The organism is Alcaligenes sp. RM2, from assembly GCF_052931795.1.
In genome coordinates this window covers 255863-275841 of sequence record NZ_JBRFIO010000003.1, presented here as the reverse complement: position 1 = coordinate 275841, position 19979 = coordinate 255863, and the positions used below count along the sequence as shown (strand labels likewise).

Sequence of the window (19979 nt, the reverse complement as noted above, 5' to 3'; positions counted from 1 at the left end):
TCACGCGACAGCCGGACGGTTGGCATAGCCGGAGACAAACTCCTTGGCCTGCCCAGTCTGCGGGTCAAAGACGTGACGGCGTACCTTGCCGATATCCGCGCCATAAACGTGAATGCTGATGGACACCTGGTCGTCATACATATTGGAGACCTCGTGTATATCACCCACCGTGGGTGACACCACTTCCACCACGCCTGGTTCCAGAGTCTGTGTGTCTTGTTCTGTCATATGGCCGGTATCGGGATCACGGTCAAAAGGCCGGGAGCGTTCCGCGCCACGCAACATACCAATCAAGCCCCACACGGTATGGTCGTGGATAGGGGTTTTCTGGCCGGGACCCCACACAAAGCTGACCACGGAAAAGCGTTCCTGCGGACAGCAATACAGCAAGTACTGCTGATAAAACTGAGGATGGGGCTGGGTGTACTCCGGGGCCAGCCAATCGTCCTGGGCCACCAGTTCGCCCAGCAGGACACGGCCATCACGCAGGATATCCGCCTCGGCGACAGCCGGGCGGCCGGTCAATTCATTCATCCCTTGAATAAAACGCTCAAAACGGGGGTGCATAAGGGGATGTCTCCATAGTTGACTGGGCCTTGCGGCCCAATTCGTGAATCAGTTCTTATTTGTTCAGATACACCGGGGCACGTTTTTCTTTGAACGCGTTCATCCCTTCCTTGGCATCATAACTATCCTCGATCGCTTTCAGTTGCCGCATGGTGCGCGCCATCTGCTCGGACGGGCCGCGCGTCAGCACTTCATTATTGATAAAGCGCTTCAAGGTTTGCAAAACACGCGGCGACATCTTGGCCAAGTCCTGCGCCATACGCACAGCAGCCTGGACTTGCTCGCCTACCGGCACCACTTCATTGGCAAAACCCAGATCGTAAGCACGGCGGGCTTCCAGCGTACGGCACAACAAGATCACTTCCATGGCGGCATGATGCGGAATGCGCGAGGCCAGGCCCGAGATGATGCCGCCGGTAAAGCCCAGCTTGGCTTCGGGGTAAGAAAACTTGGCACTCTCGGACGCTACCAGCAAGTCCGTCATCATTGCCATCACCAGGGCTCCCCCCACGCACCAACCGCTGACGGCCGCAATAATGGGCTTGTCGGTTTCAAAGCCTACCGTGGGAATGGCGCGCCACAACTCGGGCCACTCATTAATATCCGCCCCGGCAGAAAAAGCATCATTGCCTGCCCCGGTCAGCACGGCTACGCGGCGTGTGGGGTCTTCGTCAAAGGCCAGAAACGCTTGCTGCAATTCCTTGACCACAGTGGCGCTCAAGGCATTGCGGCGATCGGGACGGTTGATCGTGAAGATTGAAACACCATCATCATGGTTTTCTACAAGAATGCACTGATAATCCGACATGGTTTACTCCTCCTGGGTATTTTTCAAAGAATAGGTTTTGGTTTTATTCGCCTATGGACAGGCGGGCATCAACGGCGTGACAGCGGGTAGCCGCCACGATCAAGGGGTTGATATCCAATTCAAAGTTGGTGTCGCGCAAGTCGTGGGCCAGGAAGCTGACACGCACAATCGCATCGAGCACACCGTCACGATCCAGCATGCGTCCCCGGTACCCCTTCAGCAGCTTGTCGATCATCAAGGTAGATAAAAGTCGATCTGCATCAGCCAGGGTTAAAGGGGCCGCGGCAATCACCCGGTCTGACAACATTTCCACCAGAATGCCGCCTGCACCAAACACCACGACCGGGCCAAACTGCGCATCCTGACGTGCCCCGATCAGCAGTTCCACATCCCCTTTGGCCATGGCCTGTACCAAAACGCCTTCCAGACGGGCATCTGCTTTATAGGCTTTGGCATTGGCGTAGAGCCGAGCAAAATCGCGTCGCAAGCTGGCGTCGTCGGCCACATCCAGCGCCACCCCACCCGCTTCGGTTTTATGGACGATGTCGGGAGACACAATCTTCATCACCACCGGATAGCCAATCTGCTCGGCCTGCACCACGGCCTGTTCCACGTCCTCGCACACCTGGCCCAGATTCACGGGCAGGCCGTAATGCGCCAGCAGACGTTTGGACTGATCTTCATTCAAAACACCGCACGGCATGACCGTAGGCGCTTGGCAGGCACTGGGACGCAAGGCTTGCTGGCGCGGCACAAACTGGCCGTGACGTTTCCAGGCGGACAAGGCCAGCGCCGCTTCCAGACTGGAACTGGCATACGCATGGCCGTGCTGGGCCAGTTTCTGCCGCAAAGGCTCGGATGTTGCGCCCGCATCAAACGCCACCATCACGGGCTTGGCCCAGTGCGGTTCGGGGTGGATGATTTTTTCAATCAGGGCCGCCATCCACTCCTGCGGACACATGGAAGCCGTGATCAATAACACGTCACTTTGCTGATCCTGCATCAAGGCATCCAAAGTAGCGCGGGCCACTTCGGTGGAGTCCTGCGTCAGACGCGCTCCCAGATCAACCGGGTTATCCGCCTGCCCTGCCGGGTAGTGGGCAGCCAGAGCCTGCTTGGTAGTAGCGGAAAAACTGGACAGTTCCACGCCATGCTCTGCCAAAGCATCTGCAGCCAAGGCCCCACCGCCACCCGAAGGCGTCACAATCGCGACTTTGGAGATCTTGTTGCTGGTAAAGCGCACCATGCTGTTTGCCAGCAAGAGCATGGCCCCCATATCGTCCATCAGGCTGATGCCTTCATCGCGACAGACACTGGCAAACACATCATGGTCACCCGCTACGCTGGCGGTATGCGAAAAGGCGGCCGCCTTGCCCGCACTGGAGCGCCCTGCCTTGACGGCCAGCCAGGGCTTGCCCGCCGCCTGCGCCCGACGAGCTGTGCGACGCAAAGCCTGGGTATCTTTAATGCCCTCTATATAAGTACAGATCACTTGCGTCTTGGGATCATCAATCAGGAAATCCACAAAGTCGCACAGATCCAGGTCAGCCTGATTACCCACCGAAAAACCGTAGGTAAAGCCACCGCCCATCGCCCAGGCCCGATCAAAATAGGTAGTCATCAAGGCACCGCTTTGGCTGACAAAACCAATAGGCCGTTCCGGCAGGCTGTCTCTGTCCAGCACCGGCGAAGAGCACAGCACCAGACTGCGGCTGGGGCTGATCATGCCCAGGCAATTGGGACCGATCAGTCGCATGCCCGAGTCACGGCAGATACGCAGCAAGGCCTGCTCGCGCTCCAGCCCGCGCTCGCCTGCATCAGCAAAGCCCGCAGAGATCACCAGCAAACCGCGTACCCCCATTTGGGCCGCAATCTGCGCCTGTTCCAGAACGGTATCGGCCCCCACCGTAAACACGGCCAGATCCGGAGCGCTATCCAGTGCAGCCAGACCGGGCACAGCGGGCAAACCAAACAAACTGCTGCGGCTGGGATTGATAGGCAGGACCTTGCCGCCATAACCGTGCTTGAGCAGCATACGGAACAGTCGCCCGCCAAACTTGGACTGATCTTCCGAGGCGCCGACCAAAGCTATGGATGCCGGGTCCAGCAAAGCGTCCAGCGTGCTGGCGCAAGTGACGGTTTCCATCACGTTTGTCTCCTGTTGGTGGTTCTGTGAGCGTTTAGTCATCGCTCATCTTGATGGTCTTGAGCAGCTCGCTGTAATAAGCCCGACTCTGCTCCAGATCCTTGGCATACGCATCGCCGTCTTTCCAGCTGGCACTGACACTGATGCGGTGGAAACGCTCTTGAGTCTGCGGCTCGGCCAGGATTTCTTCGGTAGCCTTGGCCAGCTTCTTCATGACATCGTCAGGGGTGCCAGCCGGCACCGCCAGCCCCCAGAACCCTTCAAAAGGCAGGGCCAGATCAAAACCGGCTTCTTTCGGTGTGGGCACATCCGGCAATTCGGGATGACGCACGCTGGCATAGGTCACCAGGGCTTTGGCCTTGCCGCTCTTCACCAGCTCCAGCCCGACTCCATCAATAAAGAAATCGATGTGATTGCCCATCAAGGCCGTCATGGTGTCTGCCGAGCCTTTGAACGGCACATGCAGCAAGTCCAGTTTCTCGGCGTTTTCCAGAATTTCTCCAGCCAGGTGACCGCCAGACGCAATACCTGCCGAACCATAGGTCAAGGTGCCGGGCTCCTTGCGGGCCAGCTCGACAAACTCTTTCAGGTTGGAGACCGGCAAATCATTGCGCACCGTCATGATGGGCAGGTAACCGGCCAGACTGCCTACAAAATCAAAGCCCTTGATCGGGTCATAAGGCACGTCGCGTATATAGGGCAGCACGGTAAAGGCGGTGCTGGTGGCCAGCAACAAGGTGTAGCCATCGGGTTTGGCGCGACCCACGATAGACGTGCCCAGTGAGGTGGTGCCGCCGGGCCGGTTTTCAATCACGATGGGAACGCCAAGCTTGACGCGCAGACGGTCGGCAAACAGACGCGCCAGATTGTCGCTGTTACCGCCTGGGGGATAGGGAACCACAAAGGTCACTTCACGGCTGGGATAGGTATCGGCCGCGATGGCCGCCGGGGCAGAAAAGCTGCTGACTGCCGCCAGTCCCGAGACCAGCACTGTGCGTAGAAGCCCTGTGCGCGAAAAAAAAGAACTGAACATGATCCTTGCCTCCTGTGTGAGAGTTTTCCTCTCTTTGTGTTCCAATATATAGAACGCTGTTCTTGTTTTTGATATTAAAAATGCCGTGAGAACGGCTTGAATACAACAGACAGCAACAACACAAGTAACTTAGGACAACGGTTCAAATAGTGGGATATTTGATTTCAGGTGTCAACTATTAAACCCCTTCGGGATTTCCCCAGTTCGATCATCTGGTCGCATTGGGCTTGACCGCAACGAGCTTCTGGATAAAATGAAAACACTGCTTTTCCATGTCAATTTGAAGAACGCTGTTCCAAATATCAGAACACAAACCCTTAACTGATCGAAGGAATTCACTCATGTTCTCTGCCATCGTCATCGACAAAACCGACGGCCAATACAAAGCCAGCCTGCAATCCCTGGACGAGTCCGCCCTGCCCGAAGGCCAGGTTACCGTCCGCATCGACTACTCCACCCTGAATTTCAAAGACGGCCTGGCCATGACGGGTAAATCCCCCGTAGTGCGCCAGTTCCCCATGGTGCCCGGCATCGACTTTGCTGGCACGGTGACCGACAGCAGCGACCCGAATTTCAAGTCCGGCCAGAAAGTGGTGCTCAATGGCTGGGGCTTGGGCGAAGTACATTGGGGTGGCCTGGCACAACAGGCACGCGTGAAAGGCGATTGGCTGATTCCCCTGCCTGAGGCCTTCTCTACCCAGCAAGCCATGATGATAGGCACCGCCGGCTATACCGCTGCCCTGTGCGTGCGTGCCTTGCAGCGCCAAGGCGTCACGCCGGACAAGGGCCCGATTCTGGTGACAGGTGCCGCGGGTGGCGTAGGCAGTGTCAGCGTGGCCCTGCTGCATGCCCTGGGCTACACCGTCATGGCCAGCACAGGCCGACCTAAGGAAGAAAGCTATCTGAAGGCGCTGGGCGCCAGCGAGATTGTGGACCGCAACACCTTGAGCGAACCGGGCAAGCCACTGGGCAAGGAGCGCTGGGCCGGAGCCATCGACAGCGTAGGCAGCCATACCCTGGCCAATGTCTGCGCAGGCACGCAATACCTGGGTGCAGTCGCCGCTTGCGGTCTGGCCCAGGGCATGGATTTCCCCGCTTCCGTGGCCCCCTTCATTCTGCGTGGTGTGCAATTGATTGGGGTGGACAGCGTCCATTGCCCCAAACCCGAGCGCCTGGCGGCCTGGGACTTGCTGGCCAAGCATTTGTCTATCGAAGCCCTGGAGCGCATCGGCGCCAGCACCATCACACTTTCCCAAGCCATTGATCAAGCCGGCCAGTTACTGGAAGGCAAGGTACGCGGCCGCATCGTGGTTGATGTGAACGCATAAGGCCCTGTCGGCCCCCATCTACCTATCATGCTCTGGAGCTGATTCATGGATACGACATTGCCCCTGAACGGGGTTCGGATACTGGAATTTTGCAATGTGGCCGCTGGCCCGTACTGCGGTATGTTGTTGGCCGATATGGGGGCTGACGTCATCAAGATCGAACACCCCAAAGGGGGTGACACCTTGCGAAGCTGGCCGCCCATCAACCAAGGATATAGCGAGAACTTTGCTTCGCTGAACCGCAACAAGCGCTCGGTAACGCTAGATCTGAAGAACCCCGAAGATGTAGCCAAGGCACGCCAACTGGTACTGGATGCAGACGTCTTGCTGGAAAACAATCGGCCCGGCGTCATGCAGCGCTTGGGGCTGGATTATGAAAGCCTTAAGGCCCTGAATCCCAGACTGCTGTACTGCTCAATTTCTGCCTACGGACAAAGCGGCCCCCGCTCGCAGGAAGGCGGTTTTGACCTGACGATTCAGGCCATGAGCGGCGTGATGAGCGTGACGGGCGAAGCAGGTGGAGCCCCCGTTAAATGCGGAGTTCCACTGGCGGACTTTGCGGCCGGTTTATATGCGGCGTTTGCCATCAGTGCCGCCTTGCCTCAAGCCCGCGCCACCGGTCAGGGGGCACATATCGACGTGCCCATGCTGGGGACCACCCTGGCCATCGCCGCACTGCAAACCTCAGAGTATTTCGGCAGTGGTCGCGACCCGGACAAGCTGGGTTCCGCCCACCCACGCAATGCCCCCTACCAGGCGTTCCAGTGCAAAGGCGGTTACTTCGCCATGGCAGCGGGCAACGATGCGCTGTGGCGCTCCGTCTGTCAGGTTGTAGAACGCCCGGACCTGACCGAGGACGAGCGTTTCACCAGCACCACCCTGCGCGCCAAACATCAAGACGCCTTGCGTGAACTGCTGGAAGCCATTTTTGCGCAGCACGACTCCGAACATTGGCTAGCGCAATTCCGTGCCCAAGGCGTGCCCTGCAGTCCCATCAACCGCTATTCCGACGTGCTGCGAGACCCGCAGGTCGAGCACATGGAGTGGGTGCAAAACATTCGCCTGCCGGGCACAGACACCGAGACGCGCACCTTTGTCTCGCCCCTGCGTATCAATGGAGTGGGCTTGCCCGTCCGCATGGCCCCCCCGGCATTGGGCGAACATAACGACAGCATCTTGCACGGAGTTACCCCATGACAGAGCCGTATTGCAGCAGCAGTCCCGGCTTGATCGTGGACTGCGCGGGCAAAGTCTGGACACTGACGCTGAACCGGCCTGACAAGCGCAATGCCTTGTCGGCCGATCTGGTCGAAGCCTTGATCGCGGCCGTGCAGGCCGCGGAAAAGGCCCAGGCGGATCTGCTGATATTGCGCGGTGAAGGCCGCAATTTCAGTGCCGGTTTTGACTTCAGCGACTACGAGCAAGAAAGCGAGGGGGACCTGGTACTGCGCTTTATCCGCATTGAAACCCTCTTGCAGATGCTGGCCTATACGCCCTGCGCCACCCTGGCCTTGGCGCATGGGCAGAACTTTGGCGCAGGCGTGGACTTGATTGCCGTGTGCCGTCAGCGCATCGCCAGTGCCGACGCCCGCTTTCGCATGCCTGGACTGCAGTTTGGTCTGGCGTTGGGAACGGGCAGACTGGCTGCCCTGATCGGCGGCCAGCAGGCTCATCAACTTCTGGCAGGAAGCCAGATTTTTGATGCTGCCAAAGCGGAGCAACTGGGTTTTATTAACGGCATACAAGAACCCGATACATGGCCTGCTGTCATCGAGCAGGCTCAACAGACTGCGGGCTTGCTGGACGCCACCAGTCGCACCTATCTGCATCAGTTAACGGGCTGCCCACAACAAGCTGATCGGGATATGGCAGCCTTGGTACGCTCTGCTTCCGCACCCGGCCTCAAACAAAGAATTGCGGCCTTCCGGCAAGCCGCAAAATCTTGAATTTTCTTTCCTGAATGGAACTGCCCCCAAAAACTGGAGACGCATCCAGATTTTGGGGGCAATTGGCATCCGGGCGGCTTCTTGCAGCCAGGGCAAGCTGACTGGGGCTGTAGCAGCTTAACGGCCGCTATAGCCCAAACGGCGCGAGATCTGTGCCGCTGCCGTCATCAAGGTTTTACCGGCCTGAACCAGCCGGGCTTCCTCCAGACGTTCCGCAGGCCCGGAAATACCCAAAGCCGCCACCACCATTCCACGACTATCGTAAATAGGCGCAGCCGCCCCCACGACCTGCTCACGCCATTCGCCACGGTTAATGGCATAGCCCTGTTCACGCACCTGCTCCAACTCTCGGCGCAAATCACCAAACTTGACCAGACTGCGAGGCGTATAAGGCTTGAGGCGGTTCTTGACCAGATTCAAGGTGTCTTCACTGGCCCATGCCAGCATGGCCTTGCCGGTAGCCACACATTGCGCAGGCGAGCGACCACCCACCGTGGTGTAGGCGCGCACGGGCTGCGGGCTGTCTATCTTTTCGATATACAGCACCTCGACCCCGTCCAGCAACGACAAATGCACCGTCTCCTGGGTTTGCTCGGCCAGCTCTTTCATGAAAGACAAGGCTTCCACCCGCACATCCAGACGGTTGGCCAGGCCCGAGCCCAGCTCCCAGAGCTTCATGGTCAGCTCGTAGCGACCCGTATCTTCATTCTTGCGTGCAAAGCCCTGGTGAACCAGGGCCTGCAACAGGCGATGCACATTGCTTTTATTGAGCATCAATTGATTGGCCAGTTCGGTGACACCCGAACCGCGTTCGTGCTTGGCCAGGGCTTCCAGGAGCACCAGGCCCTTAACAAAAGTCTTGTCCAATCGAATATCCCATCAGTCACTAAAAGTGCATGAATTGTCTCATGGAACAGAACCACGCCATAGCCAGACAAGCCCGTATAGCAAAGCAGCAAGCGGCTTTCGCAACAGTTCCATCCGCTGTTCAAGCAGAAAGGCTTCGAGACTTGAACCTTAAACAACAAGCCTGCTACCCACCAAGGCCAAACACCGGCCAGCAGCACAGAGGTTTTTCCGCTTTCCAGCCCAGGCCCAATGCGTGTACAAAGAGCCTTGCCTTCTCTTTCTACTGCCCGGAGCCACATCCCGATGGACACCAATTCCCCGCCTCTTGCCCTTGCGGCCATCGTGCACGCAGGCAAAGGCAGTGCCGACGCCTTGCTACTGGAATTCGTGCAGGAATTGCGCGCGAAGAACTATCGCGTCTGTGGTCTGGTGCAAGGTCCGGAAATTCAGAAGGAAGGCCATAGCCTGCGCACGGTACAGGATCTGGACAAGGGTACGCTGTATCCCATTACCCAGAACCTGGGGTCGGAATCCACCGCCTGTTGCCTGGACATTGGTGCCTTGTTGGAAGCCAGCGCAGTACTGCGGCAGGCGCTGGAAAGCTCGGCTGATCTGGTGATTGTGAATCGCTTTGGAATCATGGAAGCGGACGGCCAGGGCTTCAACAACGAGATCCTGGCCTTGATCGACCAGGGCTACCCGGTGCTGACTGTTGTGGCCCACACCTACCTGCCTGCATGGCGTGAGTTTACAGGTGGCCTGGCGGTGGAACTGGAGCCGGAGCGTCAGGCACTGTGGGACTGGTTCGAGAACAGCCGCCAGGCCGCCTGAAGGCCTTCAACGGGGCTAGCGTGATCCAATTTACGGAGCTGCCAGAATCAATCCGGCAGTTCCCTATCAAATAGTCATGGCTAACAGATAGCCCTTCAAAACCCCGGCTAATCCCGCCTAGAACGCCCAGTTCAGCGACACACTCCCCGAAATATCTGCCCGGCTATTGCCCAGCAAACGGGTCCCTGCGGACACCCCCAAACGCAAACGCTCGGAGCTTTGCAACGTCAAGCCCGCCCGCAATGCCAGCGCATGGCTATCGACACGCGCATAGCGACCATCAAAACCTGTCTGTGGTGAAGCCTCAAACTGTGCATATTGTGTCTGCTTGCGGCCCAGCAAAGCCTGCTCCCAGGAAGCGGAGACCCCGGTCTGTAAACGACGGCCCTGCTTCAACTCCCAAACCTGACTGACAGCCAGACCCAGCGACGCTTGCAAGGAATGGGCACGGGTCGAATCCAGCTGCAAGAGGCTACCCGCATCCCCCTCTTCACGTAAACCAGGGCGGCTGTAACGCAGATAGTCCAAAGCCAGAACCGGACCTATGCTGCCTGCCTCGCCCAAGGGCCAGCTATAGGCAGTCTGAAGACCCGCTGCAAAGGTATGGCCAGTCCAGTCAGATTTGGGATTGGCCTGATAGTCAGAAAACGCGATACGTCGGTTCAATTTGCCCTGTTCCAAGCCCATACGAACTTGCGCCAGACCTTGCCAGCCCTCACGAGCATCAGCACGGTACAAGGCATGCACACCGGCACCCAACCCCGTCAGCGTGCTCTTGGCCTGATAAGGGGCATCTATATTCAAGCTTTGCTCATTGGCGGTTGCATGGGCACCCAAGCTCCAATCGCTGCCTGCAGCGCGATGTTCCGCACCGAACACGACACCATAAGTCTGGCTGCGGTGGTCTACATCATTGCTGCTTAACTGCCAGTGATAACGGCCACCAAAAGGCTGGATGAAAGTCTGCCAGCCATCCTTGCCCAGGCCAGGGCGCTGACGCAGTTGCTCGGACACCAACTGCTCGCGACGCAAGCTGGCCGCCAATTGAGCCCCATAAGCACCAGCACTTAACTGATTGAGTGCGTCACCAATCTCGCTGCCATCCGCTGCGGAGAAGTCCAAAGCCTGGTAGACAGAGGCCAAGGGACGCTGATTGTCAGTGGAGGCCTGCTCCAGACTGCGGCCCACGGCACCCGCATTCGGATTGCCTGCGTAGGGCGAATAAGCCGTTGCCTGACGGCTGACCGACCAGCCAGCGTTATTCACGTGCACGCTCAGGCTGGGCGAATTCAGGCTGGCAGTCAGCAGATCAAAACCACCCTGGGTCTGTGTGGCCTGAAAGACCGTGTTCTGGCTCAAGGACCAGCCATCGGCATACCAGTCAGGCTGCAATTGCAGCTTCAATTCACCAGCCAGTTGAGCCAGACCTTGCACTTCAATCCGGTCATGCTGACGCGTGTCGGCTTCGATCAATACCCGGCCTTCAGGAGCCTGAACGAAATCGCCTTGAATCGTCATCTGACCAAAGGAGTTACCCGGGCTCAAGGTGCCGTGGTTACTGAAATTACCTTCCGGATTGATGGCGTAGCTGCTATTGCCGCTCAGCGTAGCGCCTGCATCCACACGCAGACCATGCAGTTGATGCTGGCCATTGAGCGAGCTTTCGCCCCCTGCAATCACCACGGCCAAGTTGTCCGCGCCCTGAATATTGCCGTCATAACGCAGGCGGAAATCAGGATCGGCCTCTAGCGTGGCACGCCCTTGCTCATCTGCTTTCTGCCCAAAATTCACATGGGTGACAAACAGCTCGCCGTTGCTTTGACGAGTGGAATAGTCAGACAGGATATCGCCCTGAATCCGGGCACCTTGCATGACGTTGATATTCTCAACCTGTGCATTGCTGGAAATCTGGATAGCGGCTTTCTTGCCCGACAAGAGACCGGCTAAATGGTAGTCCTTGATGAGTGCGCCCTGCAAAATCTGGGGCACATAGCCAAGCGGCTTGTTCTCCAACGGCGAGAACCATTGCCATGAACCATGATAACCATCCTGATTGCCCCTGGCGTTATTGCCAAAATCAAACAATGCCGCCACCCCGTCCTCACCCTGCGCACGCACTTCGCCCTGCTGCACGATCGTGTGATTACGGCCATAGCTGAACTGCAGACCACGCCCAACCCAGCCCTGGGCATGGATACGTGTAGAGGCCGGAATAATCAGTGTGTTTTCACTACCGTCCACCCGCACGCCTATACCGCCAGGGCCGGCGCCAAGCAAATCCGCCGCTTGGGTAATCGTATTGCGCTGGCCATAAATGTGCAGGCCCAGGCCCTGAGTCGCGGTGTTGTACTGCCCCGGCAGATACGCCGTACCCTCGGCATTACGGGCAAAGAAACCATTCTGATTGACCAGAGTGACGTCATCCCCGTAAACCGAATAACCATAGAAATTACGCCGGTCGATCTGCAAGCCCAGATCCTGCATCACCGCGATTTCAGCTTCCATGAAGTTGGTGTAATTGCGGTAACGTTGATGGCTCATCAAGCTGTTGCGCAACTCGCTGTGACTCATGTAATCCGTGTCTATACCGGCAGCAGGATTGTCATGAAAAGTCAGAATGCTGACCGGGACGCCGGGCATGGCATCACCCAACACCTCCTGCACATGCTGGCCGGTAAAGTAGCCCTGATCCTTGCGCAGATCGAAGGCCTGCGCATCATAGGGATGACTGCAAGGCGTACACAGAATGTTCTGCTCAGGGCGGGCCGGATTGCCATTGTCATCCCGCAAACCCGCCGCCCACCGATTCAGGAAAGGAGCAAACTGCGGTGTACCTGTGCCAGGCCCATTCCTGTCGGCAACCACATTCCCCAAACCCAGGGCATGCGCCAACTCGTGAAAAATGACCCCGTTATAGTCCGCCTGACCCGTCAAGGGTAATTGGCTGGGATTGACCGGGGCCGTATCAAAGGGCATCAGCCCGATATTGATAATCCCATGGGGGCTGTCGTAGTCCTCTGGCGACAAGGCATTGAACAGAGCGGCCTGCAGCATGGAAACCGCCACCGGATCACCCGCCATCAACCAGGGATCGCTGCTGGCAGAGGCACCGGGCGCCGCGAAGGTGCCCAGATGGACAACGCCGGGACGGTAATTCGGCGGCAGAATCAGGATTTCAGCCCAGCGCTCCAGCGCCGCACGAATCTTGCGGCGGCCGTTTTCGTCCACATCAAAGGCCGACGGCCCAATATTGCCATAAGGGCCATCCTGAGGGCCAAAGACCCGCAGTTCAAAGGCCGCTTCCCCTTTCTTGTTGTAGATAATTTCAGTCTGGTAGGCGTGGGCGCTGGCCGAAGCCGCTAGCAAGACACCAGCACTGAACAGGGTTTTCAAAATCGCGGACATGAGCTTGGGCTCCAGGCGTGGGCAATACACAAGACGTCCCATGTAGTAAACGCCCCAGGGACAACCTCCGAGCAAGCACATTAATGCAAATAAAGCCTGGAAACCGTTTAATTCAAACCACCAAAAACCCGCTGTGGCCATATGGCAACGCGGGTTGGTGGCTCAAAACACAATAAGCGGTTTACGCGTCCCACCCCTCCAGCACCAGCTTGCCACGTGCTTTACCCGACTCCAGCAAGGCATGGGCTTTTTTCAGATTGCTGGCATTGATACTGCCAAAACGCTCGGTCAAGGTTGTGCGGATCAGACCGGCATCAATCAGGTCAGCGACTTCGCTCAACAAGCGATGCTGGGCCAGCATGTCGTCCGTGCCAAACAAGGAGCGGGTAAACATGAACTCCCAATGCAAGGACACAGATTTGCGCTTGAGCTGGCTGACATCCAGACTGGCGGGATCATCAATCAGGCCAAACTTTCCTTGCGGGGCGATGGCCTGAACAATCTGCTCAAAGTGCTGATCGGTATGCGTCAGACTGACGACATAGTCCACTTGCGGGTAGCCGATACGCTCCAGCTCGTCAGTCAAGGGCTTGCTGTGATCAATCACATGGTGGGCACCCAGTTCACGCACCCAGGCCTGGGTTTCGGGGCGGGAAGCGGTGCCAATCACGGTCAAGGAAGTCAGGCGGGATGCCAGTTGCGTCATGATGGAGCCCACTCCACCGGACGCCCCTACAATCAGCAGGCTCTTGCCGCTGGGAGCCTTGCCAGGTGCGATCCCCAGACGGTCAAACAGCATTTCCCAGGCAGTGATGGTGGTCAGGGGCAAAGCGGCTGCTGCGGCAAAATCCAGCGATTTGGGTGCATGCGCCACGATGCGCTCATCGACCAGATGCAGTTGGCTGTTCGTGCCCGGACGCGCAATCGAACCGGCATACCAGACGCGATCACCCGGTTTGAACAAGCGGACCTCAGGGCCAACCGCCTTCACAATGCCACTGGCATCCCAGCCCAACACCTTGTACTGCTGCCCGGCATCCGGCCCACCACGCTGTCGCACCTTGGTATCGACCGGGTTGACGGACACCGCTTTTACCTGGACCAGCAAGTCGCGGCCTGTGGCCACCGGGTCGGGCAACTCAATATCCATCAGGGACTCAGGCAGCTCTATCGCTTGGGGCGCTTTATACGCAATCGCTTTCATCTTTTTTCCTTATAAAAATCAATGACCTGTCTTAGGCCATGCTCGGATAATCGGTATACCCGTGTGCGCCACCCCCAAACAAGGTTTGTGGATCGAAGCTTGCCAAGGGAAGCTGATCACGCAAGCGTGCAGGCAAATCCGGATTGGCGATAAAGGGGCGACCAAACGCCACCAGATCAGCCAGGCCACTCTTTACAATCTTCTCGGCTCTGTGTGCGTCATATTTGCCCGCAACCATAATTCGACCCGAAAAGTGGGCACGCAAGGCATGGCGAAAATCATCAGGAATCTCAGGGGCATCATCCCAATCAGCCTCTGACAAGTGAATGTAGGCCAGACCCTTGCCGTCCAATCCCTTGGCCAACTGCAAGATCGTTGGAATGATTTCGGGGCAGTTCATGGCTCGCTGCGTAATAAAGGGGGCCAGACGGATACCCGTGCGCTCTGCTCCTATCTCTGCCGCTACTGCTTCGACCACCTCTGTGGCAAAACGAATACGGTTCTCCACACTGCCCCCATAAGCATCTTCACGGTGATTGGATGTGGTGCGCAGGAACTGATCAATCAGGTAGCCATTGGCACCATGGATTTCCACGCCATCAAATCCCGCTTGCATGGCCTTGGCGGCCGCCTGGCGGTAGTCCTTAATCACAGCTGCAATCTCTTGCTCGCTCAGGGCGCGCGGTACGGGGCAATCCAGCATCCGCCCCACCCCGTCCTCCCCCACTACCCAAACCTGAGCCTGGGGAGACAAGGCGGAAGGGGCCACAGTCTGACCATCTGCATGAAAGCTGGCATGAGACATCCGACCCACATGCCACAGTTGCAAGACAATCCGGCCACCTGCTTGGTGCACAGCATCTGTTACCAAGCGCCAGCCCTGCACCTGCTGCTGGGTGTAGATGCCGGGAGTAAAGCTGTAGCCTTGCCCTTGTCGCGAAATCTGCGTCGCTTCGCTAATTAACAAGCCTGCACTGGCACGCTGAGCGTAATACTGGGCCATCAGCGCATTCGGAATATCTCCTGGCTGATCAGTGCGGCTACGTGTCATGGGAGCCATCACGATACGGTTAGGCAACTGCAAGCTGCCCACTTTCAATGCCGAAAACAAAGTAGATGTTGCTAGACCCATGATTTGTATGCCTCATCAAGAAAATGAAAATGTGGATCACAGTGTGCCTTTTCAGGATCTTTAGAAAAACAGGCTTTTGCTTGAAACGATATTCAAAAATACGTTGAAAATAGCGTCATAATTAATTCCATTAATTAGCTTTTCAGCATAAAAACCCAGCCCAGCGAGGCACGTTATGAAAGCACTGCAAGATCTGGAAATTTTTGTTCGCACCGCTGACAACGCCAGTCTGTCCGCCACGGCACGAGGTTTGGGCATAACACCGGCAGCCGCCAGTGCGGCAATCAAACGCCTCGAATCAGAAGTGGGTGTACAGCTTTTTCTGCGCTCCACGCGCCATTTGCGGCTGACCTCTGAAGGCGAAGTGTTTCTGGCTCAATGTCGTCCCGCCCTGTCCGCCTTGCAGCAAGCCAGCCTGCAATTGTCCAGTGGCCGCCCAGGCTCCCGGGGCCAATTGAAGCTGGCCGCCCCGTCCGATCTGGGGCGCAATGTGCTGTTGCCTTGGTTAAATGAATTTCAGGATGCCAATCCGGGCGTGGACATACGCCTGCATCTGTCCGATCGGCTGGCTAATGTATACAGCGAACCCATTGATGCAGCCTTTCGCTATGGTCATCCGGCAGACTCCAATTTGGTGGCTCTGCCTATCGCCCCCCAGCATCGGCGCGTGCTGTGTGCAGCCCCCTCTTACCTAAGTCGTCACGGTACCCCCAAGACCCCTGATGAGCTCAAAAACCATGACTGCCTGTGTTTTATGCTAGGTGAGGACGTACACGATCGTTGGCGTTTTGAACGAGGCGGTGAGCCGACAATGACTGTAGCTGTAAGAGCCGTAAATGTGTCTAACGATGGGGATGTTGTCAGGCGCTGGGCTTTATTGGGCAAAGGCATTGCCTATAAAGCCTACTTCGACGTAGCGAACGATCTTGCCAAAGGGCACTTGCTTCCACTTTGCCAAGACTGGGGCTTTGAAGCCTCGCCCCTTTACCTGCTGGCTGCTGGCCGCCAGCAGATCACACCGCTATTGCGCGAGCTGCACCAATTTATAGTCCAGCGAATCAAGGCATGGGGGCAGGCACCCTCTTATTGAGGGTGGTTATTGAAACAGACTGGGCTTAGCCGCATAAATCTTTACCTTAGTCCGTCCAAAAAAGCATCCACACGGTACGCAATCACGGCATCCAGTTCATCAGGCACCTCAAGCTGATACACCCATTTGCGTACCCCCATATAAAAGAAACTACTGTGTAGCCCCCACCAGGCCTCGTTCTCCAGCATCGCCTGATCTGATGTCAAGGCCTGCTCCCGCCCCAAGTCGTAATGCAACTCCTGGCTCAGAATTCTGAAAATCCGTTCATGAAGCATTTGCAGATAACGTTGGTTCAAAGACGGATCCTGCAAGCCCGCATACAGAAAAATCCGTACCCATTCGCTAGTTAATATTGCCTGGGTGTAGTCCACAAAGTACTGCACCAAACGATCCCGGAATGGACGACTTCGATCAGCCAGCCAGACCTCCCAAAGCGGATTCCAGCGACTTAAGAACACCCGCTCATACACTTGCTCAATCAGCTCCTGCTTGCTAGGAAAGTATCGATACAACAGTGGTTGCGTGATGTGCAGCTCACGAGCCAACTCTCTGGTCGTCAAGGCAAATCCCTTTTGAGCAAAAAGCTCGATGGCCTGCTCCACCATTTGATCTCGTCGGTCTACCCCAGACAAATGCTTCCGTGGCATATCAGCCTCTTTTCTGGGTGTATCTGAAGGCGGTAAGTGCTCAGCCATGCTAGGGAAACCCCTCATTTAAATTAAATTGCGGAACTTAAATTATCGCACGATAATCTTTTTTATCGTTTGATAAACTTTAAGGAAAGAGACAATGATTGAGCACAATCAAAACCCCACTAATTCCAACCGCATCATCCCCTGCAGAGTTGCCTCTCGCCAGGAGATGCTGACCCGTGTCGCTAGATTCGCAGATCTGCGTGGTGCCAGCACAGGACTGCCCGATATGAATCACCCATTGGGGGTCCGAACCCTGATGAACGTCATAGGCTTTGCTCCACCTGAAGAGGGTGGGCTTTCTCCTGTCGGCTCCGCCGCCTCTGCGGCTGCAGCCATTGCAATCAATGAGGGATTTAATCTGGGCTTTGCCAGTGCCAAGCCAGGTTGCGGTGCCTTTGCCCATGTGCATGACACCAACGAGACTTTTATGCCTTTAACAGGCCGTTGGCGATTTTTCTTTAACGAGGGCTCTGAGCAAGAGCATGTAGATCTGGGCCCCTACGACGTGATTTCCATGCCAGCCGGCATTGCCCGCGGATTTGAAAATATCACCGAGGGCGACCCCGAGGCAGAGTCCCTGCTGCTTTACGTCATTGCCGGAACACAGCCTAAGGTCGAGTACACCGAAAACGCGGTACAGCGGTTTGCCCCTTACCAACCCAATACTCAGTAGTCCTCCAGTTGCCTGGCCCATGCTCTCAAGGATCCCTCTCATGGATAAGAACGCTCTCTGCTCCCCAAAGCGTCGTCGATTACTCCAGTTTTCGGCGGCCTCACTCACGGCTTTATCCGTGCCTAGCTGGGCACGGGCACAAGCCAACTCACCTATAAAGGTCGGTTTCATCGCTCCACTTACAGGCCCTTATGGCGCCGACGCTCGCCTGGAAGTGCTGGGTGCCCAATTAGCTATCCAGCAATTCAATGAAGCTGGCGGCCTGGGGGGGCGCATGGCTGAACTGCTGGTACGCGATTGCAGGCTGAATGCCGGCGAGGGTGCAACACGCGCACTGGAACTGATCGAAACGGAAAAGGTTAATTTCATTGCAGGTCCTTTTGGCCCAGCTGCCTTCTCGGTCAACAGTGTCATCAAGGCCAAAGGTGTACCGTACACCCCTATAGCCAATTCCGATTCGATAAACCAGGCGACTGAATGGAGCAAGTACCTGTTTCATGAAGGGCTAACACCAACGGCCACTGCAGGCGCACTGGCTCGCTACGTGGTGCCACAAGGTGCCAAGCGTATCGTCATGCTGACTGCCGAATATATCTATGGGCAAGAAATGGCCGCAGGTTTCAGGCTCGCAGCAGAACAGCAAGGGGCAGAAATCATCGACGATATTCGTCACCCTTTAGGCGTCAATGATTACTCCACATTGTTCCCGCGCATTCTGGCGCTCAAACCGGACCTGCTGGTCATCAATAATTTCGGTAGAGACCAACAAGTCGCTTTAAAGCAAGCCCGGGAGTTTGGCCTGAAACGCAAAATGAAACTGGCTGTTCCCCTTATGGTGCATACCGCCAGGCAAGTGGACGGACATAAGGTCTATGAAGACGTTTTAGGCTGCATCGGCTACTACTGGGGAATTGAAGACTCGGTGCCTAGCGCGGCCAAATTTAACGCTGGATTTCGTGCAATTTCGGATGGTGCCAATCCATCTGATTACGCGGCCTTGGGTTATGCCAGCGTCCTGTCTCCCTTGAAAGCCGCAATCCAGGCTCAGTCGATTGAACCTGACGCACTTGTTCACACGCTCAGCTCAATGCAGTACGACTACTACAAAGGCCCCCAGTTTTACCGTCGTTGCGACCATCAATCAGTGCAATCTGTTTTTATCGTGCAGTCCAAAGCTCCCGAACAAGCCAAGACTGACGATGATTTATTTGAGATTCTGGCAACCGAAGAGGCGGCGGAAAATCGTTTGATGTCTTGTGAAAGCCTGGGCTTTACCGCATAGGGGCAGCGCTATGGAATGGACAATAGACCTGATTTTCCAACAAGCTGCAGCTGGACTGGCGCTCGGCTCCATCTATGTTCTGCTAGCGGTAGGACTAACACTGATTTTCGGCCTGCTTAACGTGGTGAACTTCTCACATGGAGCCTTTTACATGCTGGGCGCCTACCTGGGCTTTGTCACGCTGGAGTACACGCAAAGCTTTACTGCAGCCCTCGTTGTAGCCGCTCTGGGTGGGGCTGCCATTGGAGGACTTTTTGAGCGCTTTCTGATTCGGCGCTTGTACGGCAAAGGTATCGATTATCCCCTCCTGCTTACTTTTGGGGCAGCATACGTCATCGTCGATGCGGTGCGCATGATTTTTGGCCGAGAGGGTGTCCATATTGCTACTCCTGATGCCCTAAGCGAGGTGGTTGATCTTGGGTTTGGCCTCTTGCCGGGGTATCGGCTCTTTCTAATCGCGCTCTGTCTGGGACTCGTATTGCTGTTGTGGCTGCTGCTGGAGCGCACACGTTGGGGACTGATTATCCGCGCTGGAGCCCAAGACGGGACCATAATCCGCATTCTGGGCATCGACATTTCGCGAGTCTGGCTGATGGCCTTTGCCCTGGGGTCAGGACTGGCCGCCCTATCAGGAATTCTGGCTGCACCCATGCGGGGCGTCCATCCGGATATGGGTTCGGCCATTCTGGTTGATGCCTTCGTTGTAACGGTCGTAGGGGGGATGGGGTCCTTATCTGGCGCTGTACTGGCCGGCCTGCTGATCGGCATGGTTGTCAGTTTTGTGACCCTGTTCGCCCCCGAGTTCCAAGAACTCTCCATCTATGTGCTGATGACTCTCATGTTACTGGCGCGTCCCCAAGGCCTTCTGGGGCGCCGTGGGGCTTTAGGCTAAAAAATTATGCAAACATCAATTCTTACAAGAGCACACCGCGACACAAGACCGGCTGCTCGCATCCACCGATCCGGACGCTGGCTGGACCTGCTTGGAAC

General features: G+C 56.6%; 17 protein-coding genes. 8 read left to right on the top strand and 9 right to left on the bottom strand.

Translation table 11 applies throughout. The features are described from left to right. From ACU6HM_RS12950 to ACU6HM_RS12935, 4 genes are read right to left on the bottom strand one after another with little or no spacing between them, the layout of a single operon-like run. The gene (locus ACU6HM_RS12950) at positions 1-567 is read right to left on the bottom strand and encodes a cysteine dioxygenase family protein (RefSeq protein WP_060186695.1); all 567 of its coding nucleotides are present in this window, start codon (positions 565-567) and stop codon (positions 1-3) included. A gap of 55 nt (positions 568-622) precedes the next feature. After that, on the bottom strand, positions 623-1375 hold the full coding sequence (locus ACU6HM_RS12945) for an enoyl-CoA hydratase/isomerase family protein (RefSeq protein ID WP_035273445.1): 753 nt from the start codon (positions 1373-1375) through the stop codon (positions 623-625). Between the two features lie 43 nt (positions 1376-1418). Next, positions 1419-3521, bottom strand: a complete 2103-nt coding sequence (locus ACU6HM_RS12940) for an acetate--CoA ligase family protein (protein WP_446763911.1) — start codon at positions 3519-3521, stop codon at positions 1419-1421. Positions 3522-3555: 34 nt separating this feature from the next. Then, positions 3556-4554 carry a Bug family tripartite tricarboxylate transporter substrate binding protein gene (locus tag ACU6HM_RS12935; protein WP_250756085.1) on the bottom strand — a complete coding sequence of 333 codons (999 nt, stop codon included), beginning with the start codon at positions 4552-4554 and terminating at the stop codon, positions 3556-3558. Positions 4555-4895: 341 nt separating this feature from the next. Here ACU6HM_RS12935 and acuI point away from each other — a divergent pair, with 341 nt between their 5' ends. Genes acuI through ACU6HM_RS12920 form a run of 3 tightly spaced genes read left to right on the top strand, consistent with a single transcriptional unit; the run spans position 4896 to position 7828 of the window. Next, on the top strand, positions 4896-5882 hold the full coding sequence (gene acuI, locus ACU6HM_RS12930) for an acrylyl-CoA reductase (NADPH) (RefSeq protein ID WP_446763910.1): 987 nt from the start codon (positions 4896-4898) through the stop codon (positions 5880-5882). A gap of 45 nt (positions 5883-5927) precedes the next feature. After that, positions 5928-7079, top strand: coding sequence for a CaiB/BaiF CoA transferase family protein (locus ACU6HM_RS12925; protein ID WP_254498853.1), 1152 nt, complete (start codon positions 5928-5930; stop codon positions 7077-7079). Next, positions 7076-7828, top strand: a complete 753-nt coding sequence (locus ACU6HM_RS12920) for an enoyl-CoA hydratase/isomerase family protein (protein WP_009460760.1) — start codon at positions 7076-7078, stop codon at positions 7826-7828. Before ACU6HM_RS12925 ends, ACU6HM_RS12920 begins: the two co-directional genes overlap by 4 nt. Before the next feature lie 117 nt (positions 7829-7945). Here the strand turns inward: ACU6HM_RS12920 and ACU6HM_RS12915 are convergent, their stop codons facing one another. Beyond that, complete coding sequence (locus ACU6HM_RS12915; protein ID WP_250756086.1) at positions 7946-8695, bottom strand: IclR family transcriptional regulator; 750 nt, start codon at positions 8693-8695, stop codon at positions 7946-7948. A 285-nt stretch (positions 8696-8980) separates the two neighbouring features. Between ACU6HM_RS12915 and ACU6HM_RS12910 the strand changes: the two genes are divergently transcribed. Continuing rightward, the gene (locus tag ACU6HM_RS12910) at positions 8981-9508 is read left to right on the top strand and encodes a DUF2478 domain-containing protein (RefSeq protein WP_250756087.1); all 528 of its coding nucleotides are present in this window, start codon (positions 8981-8983) and stop codon (positions 9506-9508) included. Positions 9509-9625: 117 nt separating this feature from the next. On the opposite strand, the gene ACU6HM_RS12905 is transcribed toward ACU6HM_RS12910, so the two are convergent. From ACU6HM_RS12905 to ACU6HM_RS12895, 3 genes are all read right to left on the bottom strand, one after another. Next, positions 9626-12913: an autotransporter outer membrane beta-barrel domain-containing protein gene (locus tag ACU6HM_RS12905; RefSeq protein WP_446763909.1), complete on the bottom strand. Its 3288-nt coding sequence runs from the start codon at positions 12911-12913 to the stop codon at positions 9626-9628. Between the two features lie 181 nt (positions 12914-13094). Next, positions 13095-14117 (bottom strand): zinc-binding alcohol dehydrogenase family protein, encoded by a 1023-nt coding sequence (locus ACU6HM_RS12900; protein WP_250756089.1) that lies wholly within the window; start codon positions 14115-14117, stop codon positions 13095-13097. 31 nt (positions 14118-14148) lie between these two features. After that, positions 14149-15249, bottom strand: a complete 1101-nt coding sequence (locus ACU6HM_RS12895; RefSeq protein ID WP_250756090.1) for an alkene reductase — start codon at positions 15247-15249, stop codon at positions 14149-14151. Positions 15250-15424: 175 nt separating this feature from the next. On the opposite strand from ACU6HM_RS12895, the gene ACU6HM_RS12890 reads away from it, so the two are divergent. Continuing rightward, a complete protein-coding gene (locus ACU6HM_RS12890) occupies positions 15425-16339 on the top strand; it encodes a LysR family transcriptional regulator (RefSeq protein WP_336974269.1) in 915 nt (304 codons plus the stop codon). A 41-nt stretch (positions 16340-16380) separates the two neighbouring features. On the opposite strand, the gene ACU6HM_RS12885 is transcribed toward ACU6HM_RS12890, so the two are convergent. Further along, entirely contained in the window at positions 16381-16986 is a 606-nt protein-coding gene (locus ACU6HM_RS12885) for a TetR/AcrR family transcriptional regulator (RefSeq protein WP_022983581.1), read from the bottom strand. Between the two features lie 142 nt (positions 16987-17128). Here ACU6HM_RS12885 and ACU6HM_RS12880 point away from each other — a divergent pair, with 142 nt between their 5' ends. Genes ACU6HM_RS12880 through ACU6HM_RS12870 form a run of 3 tightly spaced genes read left to right on the top strand, consistent with a single transcriptional unit; the run spans position 17129 to position 19881 of the window. After that, positions 17129-17707 carry a cupin 2 protein gene (locus tag ACU6HM_RS12880; protein WP_009460742.1) on the top strand — a complete coding sequence of 193 codons (579 nt, stop codon included), beginning with the start codon at positions 17129-17131 and terminating at the stop codon, positions 17705-17707. Positions 17708-17747: 40 nt separating this feature from the next. Then, positions 17748-18989: an ABC transporter substrate-binding protein gene (locus ACU6HM_RS12875; RefSeq protein ID WP_031233034.1), complete on the top strand. Its 1242-nt coding sequence runs from the start codon at positions 17748-17750 to the stop codon at positions 18987-18989. Positions 18990-18999: 10 nt separating this feature from the next. Next, complete coding sequence (locus tag ACU6HM_RS12870; protein WP_254498848.1) at positions 19000-19881, top strand: branched-chain amino acid ABC transporter permease; 882 nt, start codon at positions 19000-19002, stop codon at positions 19879-19881. Positions 19882-19979 lie beyond the last annotated feature (98 nt).

What these genes read in the sequence shown, in the direction of transcription:
- ACU6HM_RS12945 (WP_035273445.1), bottom strand. Translation starts at nt 1,375, where the DNA reads ATGTCGGATTATCAGTGCATTCTTGTAGAAAACCATGATGATGGTGTT.
- ACU6HM_RS12890 (WP_336974269.1), top strand. Translation starts at nt 15,425, where the DNA reads ATGAAAGCACTGCAAGATCTGGAAATTTTTGTTCGCACCGCTGACAAC.
- ACU6HM_RS12940 (WP_446763911.1), bottom strand. Translation starts at nt 3,521, where the DNA reads ATGGAAACCGTCACTTGCGCCAGCACGCTGGACGCTTTGCTGGACCCG.
- acuI (WP_446763910.1), top strand. Translation starts at nt 4,896, where the DNA reads ATGTTCTCTGCCATCGTCATCGACAAAACCGACGGCCAATACAAAGCC.
- ACU6HM_RS12885 (WP_022983581.1), bottom strand. Translation starts at nt 16,986, where the DNA reads ATGCCACGGAAGCATTTGTCTGGGGTAGACCGACGAGATCAAATGGTG.
- ACU6HM_RS12925 (WP_254498853.1), top strand. Translation starts at nt 5,928, where the DNA reads ATGGATACGACATTGCCCCTGAACGGGGTTCGGATACTGGAATTTTGC.
- ACU6HM_RS12910 (WP_250756087.1), top strand. Translation starts at nt 8,981, where the DNA reads ATGGACACCAATTCCCCGCCTCTTGCCCTTGCGGCCATCGTGCACGCA.
- ACU6HM_RS12905 (WP_446763909.1), bottom strand. Translation starts at nt 12,913, where the DNA reads ATGTCCGCGATTTTGAAAACCCTGTTCAGTGCTGGTGTCTTGCTAGCG.
- ACU6HM_RS12870 (WP_254498848.1), top strand. Translation starts at nt 19,000, where the DNA reads ATGGAATGGACAATAGACCTGATTTTCCAACAAGCTGCAGCTGGACTG.
- ACU6HM_RS12880 (WP_009460742.1), top strand. Translation starts at nt 17,129, where the DNA reads ATGATTGAGCACAATCAAAACCCCACTAATTCCAACCGCATCATCCCC.
- ACU6HM_RS12950 (WP_060186695.1), bottom strand. Translation starts at nt 567, where the DNA reads ATGCACCCCCGTTTTGAGCGTTTTATTCAAGGGATGAATGAATTGACC.
- ACU6HM_RS12935 (WP_250756085.1), bottom strand. Translation starts at nt 4,554, where the DNA reads ATGTTCAGTTCTTTTTTTTCGCGCACAGGGCTTCTACGCACAGTGCTG.
- ACU6HM_RS12875 (WP_031233034.1), top strand. Translation starts at nt 17,748, where the DNA reads ATGGATAAGAACGCTCTCTGCTCCCCAAAGCGTCGTCGATTACTCCAG.
- ACU6HM_RS12900 (WP_250756089.1), bottom strand. Translation starts at nt 14,117, where the DNA reads ATGAAAGCGATTGCGTATAAAGCGCCCCAAGCGATAGAGCTGCCTGAG.
- ACU6HM_RS12920 (WP_009460760.1), top strand. Translation starts at nt 7,076, where the DNA reads ATGACAGAGCCGTATTGCAGCAGCAGTCCCGGCTTGATCGTGGACTGC.
- ACU6HM_RS12895 (WP_250756090.1), bottom strand. Translation starts at nt 15,249, where the DNA reads ATGGGTCTAGCAACATCTACTTTGTTTTCGGCATTGAAAGTGGGCAGC.